We start from the raw sequence: 15,018 nt of genomic DNA on the forward strand, positions 1-15,018 counted from the left end.
TCACGCTCCCGCAGGCGTCGGCCTGGCCGGCGTGTCGGCAGAGAGGCCCGGGTCCGGGCCGGATCCCGGGTTGAGGCGCGGCGCGAGCTGCTGACGCAGCCACGCCTTCACCAGCCGCTCCCAGCGCTCGGGGTCCACGTTCCATTCCTTGGTGTGGCGGGCGTGGTTGAACGTCTCGAACGTGACCATCTCCGGGTTCCGTTCGGCCAGCAGTGCCGAGGGTCCGTACGGCACGTACTCGTCGTCGACGCTGTGGATGATCAGGCTGGGCGTCCTCAGCTCCACGGCGCGGGAGACCCAGTCCATGACTTTGAGGTCCACTGGCGCCGAGAGACCCGTGAGCCGCCGTCCCAGCGGGTGGCCCAGCATCAGCTGCCCATACTTGCCCACCAGGGACGGAATCCGGTTCAACTGCGCATGGTGCGCCAGCACCGTCACCCAGTCAATGACCGGCGCGTCCAGCACCATCGCCCGGATCAGGTGGCGATAGCGGGAGAGATCGGCGGTCTGCAGGCAGATGGCCCCTCCCATGGACCAGCCGAACAGGACAACTTCCTCGGCACCGTTGGCCAGGGCATACCCGATGGCGGCTTCAATGTCCTGCCACTCAGTGGACCCCAGGCCGTACCGTCCGTCGTCCGCCGAGGGCGCCAGCCCGTCATTCCGGTAGGACACCAGCAGGCTTGTCAGGCCCAGTTCCAGGGCCGGCCCCACCGCCCGGAGCGCTTCCTGGCGGGTTGCCCCGCGACCGTGCACCATGATGGCCCAGGTCCGCGCGGTTCCCTTGGCCCGGACCAGCCAGGCGGGGGCTTCACCACGTTCAACGGGGACAAGGACGTCCTCGGCCGGAATTCCGGCGGCGGCCGGGTCCGGGTAGGTGGCCCCGCTCCACCAGCCCCAGCGTGCAGTGGAAAGATCCCCGCTGTAGACGGCTTCCACCTCGCGCAGCACCGTCCGGTCCGCCGGCGAGTAGGAAACGATGCGGCCGATGCGCGCATGCCCCTTCCCGCCGTCGAAAAAGAATCCATAGACCCCGTCCACCGTGGTGTCCTCATTGGCGGCCAGGATCACCTGCTGCTTTTGCCCGTCGCGGATCACGGCCAGGACTTCCTTGTCCGCCGTCCGCTGACGGGCAGGGGTGATGACCCGGCGCGCGAAGTACACGGCGAGCGCCGAGGAGCCGGCCCCCAGCAGGCTCGCCACCGAGCCCCCGGCGATGGCTCCCCCAATGGCCCACTTGGCTCCCGGCGACACGCCGCCGGTATCCCTGGAAGGTGCAGTCATTGCAGGGCGCGCTCGCCGGAAAGGTGCCATGTGACTATTGTTACCGGCACCGCCGCAGATGCCTGCATTCGGGAACCGGACGGGAACGGCGCGGCAAGGTCAAGGCGGAACCGGAAGTGGGCCGGAACCGGACGGGAACGGCGCGGCAAGGTCAAGGCGGAACCGGAAGTGGGCCGGAACCGGCGGAATGGCCAGTCAGTGCATGTGGCACGCGGGCGGGACTAGGCTAAGGCCATGAGTGATCCCATCGTCATCCTGACTGAAGAACCCCTCGGCGCGGACGACCGCCTGAACATTGAACGGCTGGTGGACGGCGCGGACAGCCGCCTGGTGGTCCTGGTGCCGGCGAACACAGAGCGCCACCTGCTGGTGGACTTCCTCGAGAACCTGTCCATGCTGGACGTTGCCAAGGCTTTCCGCGAACTGGCGGCACGCAACCCGGACGCCGCCGCAGAGCGGGCCCAGGCCGGCGAGACCCTGGCCGCTTCGCTCGCAGCGCTGCAGGGACTGGGCTCGGACGTGACCGGCCAGGTGGTGGACGGAAAGGCAGTGGACGCCCTGGTGGCCAAGGTCCGGAAAACGGGCGCCTCGCAGGCAGTGGTGATCACCAGGCCGCACGCCGTGGCCGACACCTTCCACACCGACTGGGCCAACAAGGCCCAGGACCAGCTCGGAGTGCCCGTGCTCCACCTCTATGCAGGTTCGGGATTTATCGGCGACTCCTAGGCGTTGGTAAAACTATGAGCATCTTTGGAAACAGCATCTTCGGCAACAAGGCACCGGGCGTCGACGGCGGGACACGGCAGGGCACCGCGCAGGAGGCTGCGGCCCAAGCCGGGTCCGTCGCGAAAAGCGATACCCAGTGGCGTGAGGAACTGACCCCGGAGGAATACCACGTCCTGCGGCAGGCCGGCACGGAACGGCCCTACACGGGAGAGTACTGGGATACGCACACGGAGGGCACGTACCAGTGCCGCGCCTGCGGCGCTGAGTTGTTCACGAGCAACGAGAAGTTCGATTCCCATTGTGGCTGGCCGTCCTTCTGGGCTCCCCTGGCCGAGGGCAAGGTCCGCTACATCCATGACCGGACCCTCGGCATGGAAAGGATCGAAGTCCGGTGCGCCTCGTGCGACTCGCACCTGGGCCACGTATTCGAAGGCGAGGGTTACGGCACCCCCACGGACCAGCGCTACTGCATTAACTCCGTCTCCCTCCGGCTCGTCACCAAGGATGAGACGGAAAACCAGGGGGCAGACCATGGGGCGCAGGGCTAACGGGGCGTAGCCCTGGATCCACGGATCCCACAGCCAAAGCACGGTCTCGATCCAGCAGGCAACGGCACTAGGCTAAGTTCTGCTTATGCAAAGGCCGCCCGGGCATAAGTCCTACTGGTTGCTTGCTACGCTCGCCAGAGAAGCAAGCAACCAGAAAGGCAGCCGACGATGACAGAGACCCTGACCACCGCCGTTACCGGTATTTCCGCGCAGAACCAGGACTGGCTGCGGCTCAAAGGCGCAGCCACCGCCCTCCAGGCCCTCCAGGTCCAGGACGGATCAATTCCCGAGGCGGCCGACCACGCGACAGCTGCACGCCACGTGGAAACCATCGTGGACGCCGTCACGGCCCTCTCCCCTGCCTTTCCGCACGATGCCGCCTACCTCGAGGCCGCGTGCGCTGATTTCCGGGCATGGGCCGCGGGCGGATTCGCCGTTCCGGACTTCCTGTCCTCGCTGCTGGCGTTCCAGCCACAGGAACAGCGCCGCGACGGCCTGCAGCACCTGGTGGTGTTCCCCATGTACACCCAGAACGGCAGCAGCAGCCGGCTGGTGGAGGCCGTGCTGGTGGAGGTGATCTGGCCGGAGTTCATCGCGGGCCTGGAAGCCGGCGGGTACTCCAACAAACTGTTCGTCCCCATCCGCTTCGTGGACTTCACCCCGGGCTACGACACCAACTCGGCCGTGCTCTTCCCCGAGACCGTGGCTGTCAGCCGGACCCCCACTTTCACGTGGGGTGCCATCCTTGCCGACCGGGAAGCTGCCCGGTTCCGCCGGGTACTCAAGGCCGCCGCGGAGATCACCTCCCTGGAACTCCCGGCGGGCGCCGCGGAACTGCTCGTTGACCAGGACCTCACCGAAGCGACCTTCGTCATGTGGGACCTGATCCACGACCGGACGCACATGCGCGGCGACCTGCCCTTCGATCCCTTCATGATCAAGCAGCGGATGCCCTATTTCCTGTACTCGCTGGAGGAACTGCGCTGCGACCTCACCGCCTTCCGCGAATCCGTCCGGATCGAAAAAGACGATGACGCCGACCCCGAAGCCCGCCGGCACGCCAAGCTGGTCCAGTACGCCATCATCTTTGACCGCATTTTCCGCTTTGCCATCACCGGCAGCCGCGTCCGCAACTACGACGGCCTCGGTGGCCAGCTCCTGTTCGCCTGGCTGCACCAGCAGCATGTGCTGCACTGGACGGACACACGGCTTACCATCGATTGGGATGAGGTGGCCGACGCCGTGATCGCCCTCGGAGCCGGCATCGACGATCTGTACTGGCGCTCCATCGACCGGCCCAAGACCGCCCACTGGCTGGCGGCCTACCAGCTGGTATCGGCCACCGTCACCCCCAACCCGGCCTCCGTGTGGGCCAAGGGCCCGGACGCGCTGCCGCTGGCGGGGACGCCCCGCGGCCTCACGGACCAGGTCCTGGACGATGAATTCCCGTTGTCCATGTTCTACGAAGCATTGGAGAAGAAGATGCGCCCCGTCATCGAGTCGACCGCCGGCATCACCGGCCACTCCGCCCTGTGACCGGCCCCGGCGCTGCCCGCGTCCTGGTCACCGGCGGCAGCGGCCCGTCCGGCGTCGCCGTTGCGCGTGCCCTCGCTGCCGCGGGCCACCGCGTGGCCACCGTGGGATCGGACCAGGCCCGGATCGCGGCGGCGGCGGAGAAGGCGGGCGACGGCGTCGCCCCCTTCACGTGCGACCTCGCGGATTTCGACGGCGTCCGGCAGCTCCGGGAGCAGCTCGGCGGAACCTTCGGGCCGGTTGACGCGGTGATCCACCTGGTGGGCGGCTGGCGCGGAGCCAAGGGCATCGCCGACCAGTCCGACGAAGACTGGGACTTCCTGGAACGCGGGGCGGTCACCACGCTCCGGAATGTCTCACGCGTCTTTTTTGAACACATCGCCGCGTCGCCTGCCGGCAGGTTCGCCATGGTGTCCTCCACCGCACTGGACAAACCCACCGCGGCGGTGGCCAGCTATGTGGCAGCCAAGGCGGCCGCGGAGGCCTGGACCATGGCCATGGCGGACGGCTTCCGCCGCGCCTCCGGGGACGGCGGGAGCCTTGCCGCTGCCACCATCCTGGTGGTCAAGGCACTGGTTGACGACGAACTGCGCCGCGCCCACCCCGAGCGGAAGTTCCCCGGGGCCACGGACGTGGCTGACTTGGCTGCCGCCGTCGTCCGGCTCTTCGATACCCCGGCGGCCGGACTCAACGGCGCCCGGCTCCGGCTGGCCGACTGAGCGCGGCCGTGACTGTACCTAGACTGAAAGCGTGAACAACCCCATGACCACCACAGCAGAAACAGGCTCTGCGCTCCGGCTGCACGATCCGAACGTGCGCGGCTTTGCCTCCGACAACTACTCCGGCGTCCACCCCGAGGTGCTGGCAGCCCTGGCCGCCGCCAACGAGGGCCACCAGGTGTCCTACGGCGAGGACGACTACACCGCGCGGCTCCAGGAACTCATGGTGGACCACTTCGGCCCGGGCATCGAATGCTTCCCTGTCTTCAACGGTACCGGGGCCAACGTCCTGTCCCTGCAGTCCCTGCTCCCCCGCTGGGGCGCCGTGGTATGTGCGTCCACCGCGCACATCAACATGGATGAAAACGGGGCACCCGAGCGCATCGGCGGCATGAAGCTGCTGCAGGTCCCCACCCCGGACGGCAAGCTGACCCCGGAGCTGATCGACCGGGAGGCCTGGGGCTGGGGCGACGAGCACCGCGCCCAGCCGCTGGCAGTGTCCATCACCCAGACGACGGAACTGGGCACGTGCTACACCCCGGAGGAAGTGCGCGCCATCGCCGACCACATCCATACCAAGGGCATGAAGCTGCACATGGACGGTGCCCGGCTCGCCAACGCGGCCGCCCACCTGGGCGTTCCCCTGCGGGCCTTCACCAAGGACGCCGGTGTGGACATCCTCTCCTTCGGCGGCACCAAGAACGGCCTCCTGTTCGGCGAAGTGGTGGTGGCCCTTAATCCCGAGGCAGCCCACGGCCTGGTCTACCTCCGCAAGATGAATATGCAGCTGGCGTCCAAGATGCGTTTCATGTCTGCCCAGTTCATCGCCCTGCTCGAAGGGGGCCTCTGGCTGCGCTCCGCTTCGCACGCGAACGCCATGGCAGCCCGGCTGCGTGCCGCCGTCGACACCATCGAGGGCGTCCGCCCCACCCAGAAAACCGAATCCAACGGCGTCTTCGTCATCCTTCCGCCCGGCGTGGCGGACAGGCTGCGCACTTCCTTCAGGTTCTACGACTGGGATGAGGCAGCAGGGGAGGTCCGCTGGATGTGCTCCTTTGACACCACGGAGGAGGATGTTGATGCGTTCGCCGCTGCCATCCGCCGTGAGCTGCGGGATTACCGGGACGGCCGGGCAGGGTGACCGGCCGTTGACGGCGAGCCTTCCTCCCCTGCCGCGCCCCGCCCCGTAATCTGCCAAGGTGAACGCACTTGACCAGGTTCCCCCGGATTTTCTCCACGCCTTGGGAACCCTCAGGAAAGCCCGGTGCCGGAAGGAACTGCGCCTGGCCGAGATCCCTGCCCCCGCGCGGCTGGCCCCCTTCGCCGTCGCGCTGGGCGCTGAAGTCATGGCGCCCGGCACCGGTGCCCCTTCGACGCCGGTCCACGGGCCGGCGGCCCTGGCTTTCGCCGCGGCCGGCGGTCCAGCCGGGGCCGGAACTGCGGACGAGGACGGGACCGAACTCGCCACCGGACGTTTCATCCTCCTGCATGACCCGGACGGCTCAGCGGTCTGGGACGGCGAGTTCCGCATCGTGACCTACATCCGGGCCGAGCTGGAACCGGAAATGGGCAACGACCAAATGCTGGGCACCGTGGCATGGACGTGGCTGGTGGAAGCGCTGGAAAACCACAAGGCCCCGTACCGGGCGGCCGGTGGCACGGCCACCCGCGTCCTGTCCGAAAGCTTCGGCACCCTGGCCGGCCGGCCAGGGTCCATCGACATCGAGCTCCGGGCCTCCTGGACGCCGGGTTCCTCCGATGTGCAGGCGCACCTGGAAGCGTGGTCCGACATGGTGTGCACGTTCGCGGGCCTGCCGCCGCTGCCCGACGGCGTCACGGCCCTGCCGCCCCGGCGGCGGGGCCAGCCGAACGGTTTCGGGGCAGCCCGGTAAACTGGGGGCATCATGACCCCAAACATTCCGGAAAACACCACAGCCGGCGTCCCGGCTGCTGCTGCCGCGCCCCACATCACGGTGGAGGGCTTTGACAGTCCCATCCCCGAAATCATCGATCTCGACGCACCCCGGGACGGCGTTCCCCTGGTCATCGAAACCCAGTCTGGCCTGGAACGCTGCGCCGCCGCCATCGCCGCCGGCACCGGGCCGGCCGGTGTTGACGCCGAACGCGCCTCCGGGTTCCGCTACGGCCAGCGCGCCTTCCTGGTCCAGATCCGGCGCGAGGGCGCAGGCACCTGGCTGATCGACCCCGAACCGTTCGGGAACCTGGACATCATCAACGACGCCCTGCGCGGGGTCGAATGGATCCTGCACGCTGCCAGCCAGGACCTCCCCTGCCTGTCCGAACTCGGGATGTGGCCGGACAAGCTTTTCGATACCGAACTCGCCGCGCGCCTGGCCGGGCTGCCCCGGGTGGGCCTGGCGGCGGTCATCGAACAGCTCCTGGGATTCGGGCTTGCCAAGGAGCACTCAGCGGCCGACTGGTCCACCCGCCCCCTGCCCGAACCGTGGCTCCGGTACGCCGCCCTGGACGTCGAGGTCCTCACCGAGCTGCGTGAGGAACTCATTGAGCTGCTCCAGGCCGACGGGAAGCTGGAATACGCCGAGCAGGAGTTTGCCGCCATCCTCGAAGCCGGCATCGCTCCGCCCCGGGTGGACCCCTGGCGGAAAACCTCCGGCCTGCACCAGATCCGGGACCGCCGCCAACTGGCTGCGGTCCGCGAATTGTGGCTGGAACGGGACTCCCTGGCGCAAAAACGCGACGTGGCGCCTGGCCGCCTCATTCCCGATTCGGCCCTGGTGGCTGCCGCGAAGGCGATGCCGGCCACTGTCCCGCAGCTTCTGGGCACCAAGGGATTCCATGGACGCGCCGCCCAGCGTGAGGCTCCGCGCTGGCTGCGCTGCATCGCCGCAGCACGGGACATGCAGGAACTCCCACCGCTGCACCTGGCCACCAACGCCCCACCGCCGCCGAGGGTCTGGGCAGACCGCGATCCGGAGGCGGCTGCCCGCCTGGGCACGGCCAGGCCCCTGCTGCAGGCAAAAGCCGAGGAGCTGAACCTGCCGCTGGAGAACCTGCTGACGCCCGATTACCTGCGGCGGGTGGCGTGGCGGCCTCCTGCAGATGTCAGCGAGGACTCGATTGCTGCTGAGCTGCGTGCCCTCGGTGCGCGCAAGTGGCAGGTGGAACTCACCGCCCCGCTGATCTCCAGCGCCTTCCTGAACCCGCAGCCATTGCCACCCAAGGAACCCAAACCCGTCGCAGTTGCCGGCGGCCAGTAACCTTCCTGGACCAGGCCCTTGCAGGCTAAGTTACTCACGAGTAACATCGGTGTGACCGACGCTTGGCTGCTGCCGCACTCCGGCATGCACCCGGCGCGCCACATCTCGATGAGGAGTTACACGTGAGCCAGCACGGAAGCGGCGCATCTACGCGCACTGTCCGCGACGTCGTCTTTGTGGACGGCATCCGCACACCCTTCGGCAGGGCCGGTGAGAAAGGGATTTACGCCGGGACCCGGGCCGATGACCTGATCGTGAAATGCATCCGCGGCCTGCTGCGCCGCAACCCGTCGCTGCCCGCCGGGCGGATCGACGAGGTGGCCATCGCCGCGACCACCCAAACAGGTGACCAAGGCCTTACCCTCGGCAGGACCGCCGCACTCCTGGCCGGCCTTCCACGGACTGTTCCCGGCTTCGCCATCGACCGCATGTGCGCCGGCGCGATGACCGCTGTCACCACCACGGCCGGCGGCATCGGCTTCGGCGCCTACGACGTGGTGGTTGCCGGCGGAGTGGAACATATGGGACACCACCCCATGGGCTCCGGCGCCGATCCAAACCCCCGGTTCATGTCCGAACGGCTGGTGGACCCGGCAGCCCTGAACATGGGCAACACCGCGGAGAACCTCCACGACCGGTTCCCCGCCATCACCAAGGAACGCACGGACGCCTACGCCGTGGCCTCGCAGGACAAGCTGGCCGCCGCCTACCAGGACGGCCGGATCCAGCCGGACCTGGTTCCCGTTGCCGCCCGCAGGCCCGGAGAGGGCTGGACGGTCCACAGCAAGGACGAACCGCCCCGGCCCGGCACCACCCTGGCCGACCTCGCCGGCCTCCGCACGCCCTTCCGCGCCCACGGCCGGGTCACCGCCGGAAACGCCGCCGGCTTGAACGATGGCGCAACCGCTGCCGTCCTGGCCTCCGCTGATGCGGCCGCCGAACTTGGCCTGCCGGTCAAGATGAGGCTGGTCAGCTACGCTTACGCAGGAGTGGAGCCGGAGGTCATGGGCATCGGACCTGTGCCGGCCACCGAAAAAGCCCTGAGGAATGCCGGACTGACCATCGATGACATTGGCCTGTTCGAAATCAACGAGGCCTTCGCCGTCCAGGTCCTCAGTTTCCTGGACCACTACGGCATCTCCGACGACGACCCCCGGGTTAACCGCTACGGCGGGGCCATCGCCGTAGGCCACCCCCTGGCGTCCTCCGGCGTCCGGCTGATGATCCAGCTGGCCCGCCAGTTCGAGGAAGACCCATCGGTCCGCTACGGGATCACCACCATGTGCGTGGGCCTTGGCATGGGCGGCACTGTGATCTGGGAGAACCCGCACCACCCCGACTACAGTGGGACTCCCGCCGGGGAGACCGCTGCTACCGCTTCCGAAGGAGCCATGGCATGAGCGCCGCAGATTACCGCACGTTGGCGGACCTCTTCCCCAACGAAACCGTGACCCACTCCTACGTCCAGGACATCGCCCTGCCGGGAACTGCAGGGAAGCCCAGCCCGGGAACCTTTGCCCTGGTCACCCTCGACAACGGCCTGGACCACACCAAGCCCACCACCCTTGGCCCCAACACCCTCGTGGAGCTCGGCACGGCGCTTGAAGGCCTGCGGGAACGCGCAGCCGGCGGCGAAATCGTGGGCGTGGGCGTCACCGGCAAGCCGCACTACCTCGTGGCCGGGGCGGACCTCTCCGCCGTGAAGTCGCTCGAAAAGCGCGAACACGGACTGTGGATGGCGCAGCTGGGCCACGACGTCTACGCCACCCTTGCCAACCTGGGCGTCCCGAGCTTCGCCTTCATTAACGGCGTCGCACTGGGCGGCGGCCTGGAGATCGCGCTGCAGTCCACGTACCGAACGGTCTCCACGGGGGCGGGCGCCCTGGCCCTGCCGGAAGGCTTCCTGGGCCTGGTTCCGGGCTGGGGCGGCGTGTACATCCTCCCCCGCCTGGTGGGTCCGGAAAACGCGGTCAAGGTCATGATCGAGAACCCGCTGAGCAACAACCGGACACTGACCGGTGCACAGGCATTCGGCATGGGAATCGCCGACGCCGTCTTCGAGCCTGCCGACTTCCTCGAGCAGTCGCTGGCCTGGGCCGCGGGAGTCATCTCCGGCGACGTGGTCCCGGAGCGGCCCAACGCCGTCGACCCCGCCTCACCGGAGGCTGCCGCCCGCTGGACCGCCGCCGTGGCCGCGGGGCGGAAGTTCGTGGAGGGCAAGACCTCCAACGCCTCTCCGGCCCCCGCCAAGGTCCTGGACATTCTCGAAGCCAACCGCACCATGACCGCGGCGGAATCCGCGGCCCTGGAATGCGAAACCCTGGCCGACCTGATGCAGACCGATGAGTTCCGGTCCACCGTCTACGCGTTCCTCGACCTGGTGCAGAAGCGCGGCAAGCGGCCCGCCGGCGCTCCGGACCGAAAACTGGCCCGGCCTGTCACCAAGGTGGGCGTGGTGGGCGCGGGCCTGATGGCCGGCCAGCTGGCACTGCTCTTCGCGCGGCAGCTGAAAGTACCGGTGGTCCTGACCGACATCGACCAGGCCCGGGTGGACAAGGGTGTGGCCTACGTCCATGGCGAGGTGGACAAACTCCTGGCGAAGAAGCGCGTCAGCCCGGACGCCGCCAACCGCACCAAGGCGCTGGTGACCGGCTCGGTGTCAAAGGAAGCCTTCGCGGACGCCGACTTCGTGATCGAGGCCGTCTTCGAGGAACTGCACATCAAGAAGCAGGTCTTCGCCGAACTGGAGGCCATCGTGTCGCCGGAGTGCATCCTGGCCACCAACACGTCATCGCTCTCGGTGACGGAGATGGCCGCGGACCTCAAGCACCCGGAGCGCCTGGTGGGCTTCCACTTCTTCAATCCGGTGGCCGTCATGCCGCTGCTGGAGATTGTCCGTGCCCCGCGGACCGACGACGCCGTGCTCGCGACCGCCTTCGAGCTGGCCAAGGCCCTGAAGAAGACCGGTGTGCTGGTCAAGGATGCGGCCGCCTTCGTGGTCAACCGCATCCTGCTGAGGCTCATGGGCGAAGTGACGGCGGCCTTCGACGAGGGCACCCCGGCGGAGGTTGCGGACGCCGCGTTGCGGCCCATGGGGCTGCCCATGACGCCGTTCACGCTGCTGGCCATGGTGGGCCTGCCCGTGGCGCAGCATGTCCAGGAGTCCCTGAACGCCGCCTTCGGTGACCGCTTCCCGGTCTCCGATAACCTCAAGAAGCTCATCGACAACAACGTCAAGGCACTCTGGGATACCGCGCCGGACGGTTCCCGGACCATCCCCCAGTCCACGCTTGAGCTGCTGTCCTTTGGCTCCAGCCCGTCCACCGCGGAGCAGGTGCTGCACCGCGTCCAGGATGCCCTGGCGGAGGAAATCGGCCTGATGCTGGACGAAGGCGTCGTCGCCGGACCCGAGGACATCGACCTGTGCATGATCCTGGGCGCGGGCTGGCCCATGTTCCTGGGCGGCATCACGCCGTACCTGGACCGGGTGGGTGCATCGGAGCGGGTCAACGGCAAGCGTTTCCTGCAGCCCGGCATCGCGTCGAGCAAGTCCCGGGACTAGGCGCAGCGGCGGTCAGGCGGGGTGCAGCCGGCCGCCGTCGAGCGCCAGGATGCGGTGCGCCGCCGCGTGTGCATAGCCCAGGTCATGGGTGACCAGCACGACGGCGGCGCCCGAGTCCGCTGCCGAGCGCACGGCAGCGTCCAGCAGGGCCAGCCCGTTCCCGTCCAGCGCAACGGTCGGTTCATCCAGCGCCAGGACGGCGGGCCGGCGGGCCAGGACAGTGGCCAGGGCCAGCAGCCGCTGGGCGGACGCGGGAAGCTCGGCCGGATGCTCCCGGGCCGCATCCGCCAGGCCAACAGCCTGGAGTGCCGCGCCGGCGCGCTCCACCGCCAGGGCCGGCCCATACAGGCGGTCCAGGCCGAACCCGACCTCCCGCAGCACGGTCCGTTCGAACAGTTGGTCGCGGGGCTGCTGGAACAGCAGGCCCACGGACGCTGCTGTTTTTCCCACTGGAGCTCCGGCAATGTCACTGCCGCGGACCAGGACAGTCCCTGAAGTGGGGCGCAGCAGCCCGTTGAAGTGCCGCAGCAGGGTGGACTTGCCGGCACCGTTGGGCCCGGTGACAGCCACGATTTCCCCCGGGTGGACTGCCAGGTGGACCTCGGCCAGCACCATCGCCCGGCAGCCAGGTTCCCGCCTCCGGCGCCTGAATCGGGATACCGGAGCGTCCGGGTAGCCAAAGGACACGTCCCGCAGCTCCAGCGCTGCAGGCTTCGCTGGCGGCATCTGCCCCGGGCGGCTGGACGTTGCGGCGGTGGATGGCGTTGTGGGCTGGATGCCGCCGGGCCACCGGATGGCTGGCGGCAGCAGCCGGGAGCCAGGGCGCATCGCCGCGGGAGGGCCGCCGCCGGCGAGCCTGCCATCCGCGAGGACCAGCCACGTGCCGGCTTCCAGCAGCAGCGCGTCAACAGCCTGGCTGAGGATGACGACGGCGGTCCCACCCCTGATCAGTTCACGGACCAAGGACGCCAGCTCGCTGGTCCCTGCCGCGTCCAGGGAGGCGAAGGGCTCGTCCATGACCAGCACCGGGGGCCCGGGGATGACCGCGCAGCCGATGGCGAGCCGCCGCAGTTGGCCGCCGGACAGCCTCGCGGGGTCCTGGCCCAGCAGGCTGCCAAGTCCGAGCAGGCGGGCGGTCCGCTCCACGGCGGCTTCCATCCCGGCACGGTCCATGCCGGTGTTTTCCAAACCAAACGCGAGCTCCTCGGCCACCGTGGCCCGGACTGTGGAGAGGACGGCGGCAGGGTCCTGCGGCACGAACCCCACGTGCCGGCCCCACTGGGCCGGATCAATCCGCGGGTCCCCCGGTCCGCCGTCGAACTCCAGCCGCGTACCGGCCAATTCGAGGAAGCCTGCCAGCGTGCCGTGCCCACCCGGTGGCAGCCAGCCGGACAGCAGCCGGCCCAGGGTTGACTTGCCGCTTCCGGATGCGCCGAGGATGGCCGTGAACGAGCCCGGTGGACACGAAACAGTGATATCCCGCAGGACAGGGGCGGGCGCCTCGTGGAAGGTGAAGTCCCTGATGCCGGCAGCCAGGACGGGAGCGGACGCACTGCCGGCTTCGCCGTCACTGTTGGGAATGCCGGAGCCGCCCGTGACCATGTGTTCAGCCACCCGTACCTGCCAGGACCACACGGACAACCACGGCGGCCAGTGCCAGGAGCACCAGGACGGACCGTGCCGCCCGCTGCAGCGTGGAATCCGCCACCATCCGGTAACTGGTCCGCGGCCCGGCGTTGCCCAGCCCACGGGCCTCCAGGGCAGCAGCCCGGGTACCCGCATCCTCAATCAGGGAGAGGACCAGCGGAATGGCCTGCAGCCGGAACGCAGCCGCCCTGGAGACCAGACTCCGGGAGATGACCAAGCCCCGCGATTCCTGGGCCTGCCGGATACTGCGTGCCCGCCGGGCGATGGCCGGAAGCAGGGTCAGCGTGGATGCCAGCACGAAAGCGAACCGGCCCTGTACGCCCCGGGCAGACAACGCGGCCACCAGGTCCGGGACCCTGACATTGAAGGAAAACACCAGCAGGGCCATGACGACGGCGGCCAGTTGCAGGGTGCGTTGCCCGGCAAAGTCCAGGCCCTCTGCCGTGATGCGTGCAGGCCCCCACGCTGCCAGCACTGTCCTACCTTCCGGGAAGAACAGCCCGTGCAGGACCAGCAGGGACAGGCCGAGCGGAACCATGACCGCCGCCGCCGCCGGCAGCACGCGGTGTGCCGTCCCCGCAGCCAGTGACAGGACAATGCACGCGGCAACCACGGTGAGGGACCACGGCCAGCTTGCCGCCGCCGTCGTCATGACTGCCGTGCTGCCTGCGACGGCGAAGGAGGTCAGCGGGTTGAGCCGCTCGCGCCCCGCCGTTGCCGGTGCTGCCGGGTTGCCTGCCGGGGGTGCCGTCACGGTGCCCGGGTCAGCCGTTCAGTGATGAATCGTTGGCCGGCCCGGACCCATTCCCGTGGGCGGGCGCCGGCGCTGTAGCGTCCACCCGGGTTCCCTCCGGCGTCGAAGCAGGGTTGGTGCCGGCGAGCACCCGGTGGCGCCGGATGAAGGGGAACTGCTGGCGCGCCCGGCGGGGCAGCGCGTAGACCAGGATGGCCACGATGGTGAACACGATGGCCTTGTCCATGGGGTCGGACAGCAGTGCCTGCTTGGTGATGGCCGCCAGGAGAGTGTCCCCCATGGCCCGGAAGGCGCTGACGATGGCGCCGGTGGCCACGCCCGACGTTCCGCCGAAGACGAAGGCTGCCACGGGGGCGGACACCACACCGGCAATGATGCCGGTGATGAAACCCGCCACTGGTGCCAGGTAGAACCGGCGGAAGAGGCCGTAGCGTGCCGCGAGGCCGGCCAGGCAGCCGATGAGCGCGGCGCCAGCGGCGAACGGCAGCACCGTGGGGTTGAAGAAGGACCAGACGATGCTGCTGAGGGCGCCGGTGGCGGCACCGGCGGCCGGCCCGGCCAGGACGGCGATCAGCACGGTGCCGATGGCGTCGAGGTAGAAGGGAACAAGGGTGCTGCCGACGAATTGTCCCAGCACGATGTTCAGGACCAGTGCGACCGGGATCAGCACCAGGGTGGACGCCGGCAGGGTGGGCAGCACGGCAATGATCAGCAGGACCGCCCCTGCCAGGAACCCGGTGAGGGCGATCAGGGCCGACGCGCTTCCCGGGCCGCCGGTGATGTCTGCCGGCTGGTTGAGGACCAGGTAGACGTAGGTGGCCGCGATGACCAGGGCGCCAAGGATCTCCAGCAGCCTGCGGCGTGCCGCGGGGCGTTCCTGGGACGGGAGCGTCAAAGAGGGCGATGACATGGGGAATGTTCCTTTGGGTGCAGGCGGTGGGCCCGGCAGTACCGGGCCGGAGTGTGGCTGCCTATGTCACCTCGGCAGAATCCGGCGGCAACTGCG

General features: G+C 68.9%; 14 protein-coding genes. 10 read left to right on the plus strand and 4 right to left on the minus strand.

Going from position 1 to position 15,018, the window contains the following annotated elements:
* On the minus strand, positions 1-1,284 hold the full coding sequence (locus PV772_RS11755; protein ID WP_347886257.1) for an alpha/beta fold hydrolase: 1,284 nt from the start codon (positions 1,282-1,284) through the stop codon (positions 1-3).
* Between the two features lie 30 nt (positions 1,285-1,314).
* On the opposite strand from PV772_RS11755, the gene PV772_RS11760 reads away from it, so the two are divergent.
* The 10 genes from PV772_RS11760 to PV772_RS11805 all read left to right on the plus strand — a co-directional run bounded on the left by PV772_RS11760 (position 1,315) and on the right by PV772_RS11805 (position 11,611).
* Entirely contained in the window at positions 1,315-1,509 is a 195-nt protein-coding gene (locus tag PV772_RS11760; protein ID WP_347886258.1) for a hypothetical protein, read from the plus strand.
* A gap of 9 nt (positions 1,510-1,518) precedes the next feature.
* On the plus strand, positions 1,519-2,010 hold the full coding sequence (locus PV772_RS11765; protein ID WP_347886259.1) for a hypothetical protein: 492 nt from the start codon (positions 1,519-1,521) through the stop codon (positions 2,008-2,010).
* 14 nt (positions 2,011-2,024) lie between these two features.
* A complete protein-coding gene (msrB, locus tag PV772_RS11770; protein WP_141181294.1) occupies positions 2,025-2,558 on the plus strand; it encodes a peptide-methionine (R)-S-oxide reductase MsrB in 534 nt (177 codons plus the stop codon).
* Positions 2,559-2,726: 168 nt separating this feature from the next.
* Positions 2,727-4,094: a DUF6421 family protein gene (locus tag PV772_RS11775; protein ID WP_347886260.1), complete on the plus strand. Its 1,368-nt coding sequence runs from the start codon at positions 2,727-2,729 to the stop codon at positions 4,092-4,094.
* On the plus strand, positions 4,091-4,810 hold the full coding sequence (locus PV772_RS11780; RefSeq protein WP_347886261.1) for an SDR family NAD(P)-dependent oxidoreductase: 720 nt from the start codon (positions 4,091-4,093) through the stop codon (positions 4,808-4,810). Before PV772_RS11775 ends, PV772_RS11780 begins: the two co-directional genes overlap by 4 nt.
* Before the next feature lie 43 nt (positions 4,811-4,853).
* Positions 4,854-5,951: a low specificity L-threonine aldolase gene (locus PV772_RS11785; protein WP_307362155.1), complete on the plus strand. Its 1,098-nt coding sequence runs from the start codon at positions 4,854-4,856 to the stop codon at positions 5,949-5,951.
* A gap of 58 nt (positions 5,952-6,009) precedes the next feature.
* A complete protein-coding gene (locus tag PV772_RS11790) occupies positions 6,010-6,702 on the plus strand; it encodes a DUF3000 domain-containing protein (RefSeq protein WP_307362106.1) in 693 nt (230 codons plus the stop codon).
* Positions 6,703-6,714: 12 nt separating this feature from the next.
* Entirely contained in the window at positions 6,715-8,049 is a 1,335-nt protein-coding gene (locus PV772_RS11795; protein ID WP_141160770.1) for an HRDC domain-containing protein, read from the plus strand.
* Positions 8,050-8,171: 122 nt separating this feature from the next.
* Positions 8,172-9,449 (plus strand): acetyl-CoA C-acyltransferase, encoded by a 1,278-nt coding sequence (locus tag PV772_RS11800; RefSeq protein WP_141181290.1) that lies wholly within the window; start codon positions 8,172-8,174, stop codon positions 9,447-9,449.
* Positions 9,446-11,611: a 3-hydroxyacyl-CoA dehydrogenase NAD-binding domain-containing protein gene (locus tag PV772_RS11805; protein ID WP_347886262.1), complete on the plus strand. Its 2,166-nt coding sequence runs from the start codon at positions 9,446-9,448 to the stop codon at positions 11,609-11,611. Before PV772_RS11800 ends, PV772_RS11805 begins: the two co-directional genes overlap by 4 nt.
* Before the next feature lie 12 nt (positions 11,612-11,623).
* Here PV772_RS11805 and PV772_RS11810 read toward each other — a convergent pair whose 3' ends face one another.
* Genes PV772_RS11810 through PV772_RS11820 form a run of 3 tightly spaced genes read right to left on the minus strand, consistent with a single transcriptional unit; the run spans position 11,624 to position 14,922 of the window.
* Positions 11,624-13,225, minus strand: coding sequence for an ATP-binding cassette domain-containing protein (locus tag PV772_RS11810; protein ID WP_347886263.1), 1,602 nt, complete (start codon positions 13,223-13,225; stop codon positions 11,624-11,626).
* The gene (locus tag PV772_RS11815; protein ID WP_347886264.1) at positions 13,218-14,012 is read right to left on the minus strand and encodes an energy-coupling factor transporter transmembrane component T; all 795 of its coding nucleotides are present in this window, start codon (positions 14,010-14,012) and stop codon (positions 13,218-13,220) included. The genes PV772_RS11810 and PV772_RS11815 overlap by 8 nt, the downstream gene beginning before the upstream one ends.
* A gap of 10 nt (positions 14,013-14,022) precedes the next feature.
* Positions 14,023-14,922: an ECF transporter S component gene (locus tag PV772_RS11820; protein ID WP_347886265.1), complete on the minus strand. Its 900-nt coding sequence runs from the start codon at positions 14,920-14,922 to the stop codon at positions 14,023-14,025.
* Positions 14,923-15,018: the final 96 nt, after the last annotated feature.

Origin of the sequence: Pseudarthrobacter sp. CC12, assembly GCF_039907755.1 — a bacterium.
Classification (GTDB): domain Bacteria; phylum Actinomycetota; class Actinomycetes; order Actinomycetales; family Micrococcaceae; genus Arthrobacter; species Arthrobacter niigatensis.

Bases quoted from the DNA above. Each gene is read 5' to 3' on its own strand.
- msrB (WP_141181294.1), top strand. From the start codon at position 2,025: ATGAGCATCTTTGGAAACAGCATCTTCGGCAACAAGGCACCGGGCGTC.
- PV772_RS11795 (WP_141160770.1), top strand. From the start codon at position 6,715: ATGACCCCAAACATTCCGGAAAACACCACAGCCGGCGTCCCGGCTGCT.
- PV772_RS11820 (WP_347886265.1), bottom strand. From the start codon at position 14,922: ATGTCATCGCCCTCTTTGACGCTCCCGTCCCAGGAACGCCCCGCGGCA.
- PV772_RS11755 (WP_347886257.1), bottom strand. From the start codon at position 1,284: ATGACTGCACCTTCCAGGGATACCGGCGGCGTGTCGCCGGGAGCCAAG.
- PV772_RS11785 (WP_307362155.1), top strand. From the start codon at position 4,854: ATGACCACCACAGCAGAAACAGGCTCTGCGCTCCGGCTGCACGATCCG.
- PV772_RS11775 (WP_347886260.1), top strand. From the start codon at position 2,727: ATGACAGAGACCCTGACCACCGCCGTTACCGGTATTTCCGCGCAGAAC.
- PV772_RS11765 (WP_347886259.1), top strand. From the start codon at position 1,519: ATGAGTGATCCCATCGTCATCCTGACTGAAGAACCCCTCGGCGCGGAC.
- PV772_RS11805 (WP_347886262.1), top strand. From the start codon at position 9,446: ATGAGCGCCGCAGATTACCGCACGTTGGCGGACCTCTTCCCCAACGAA.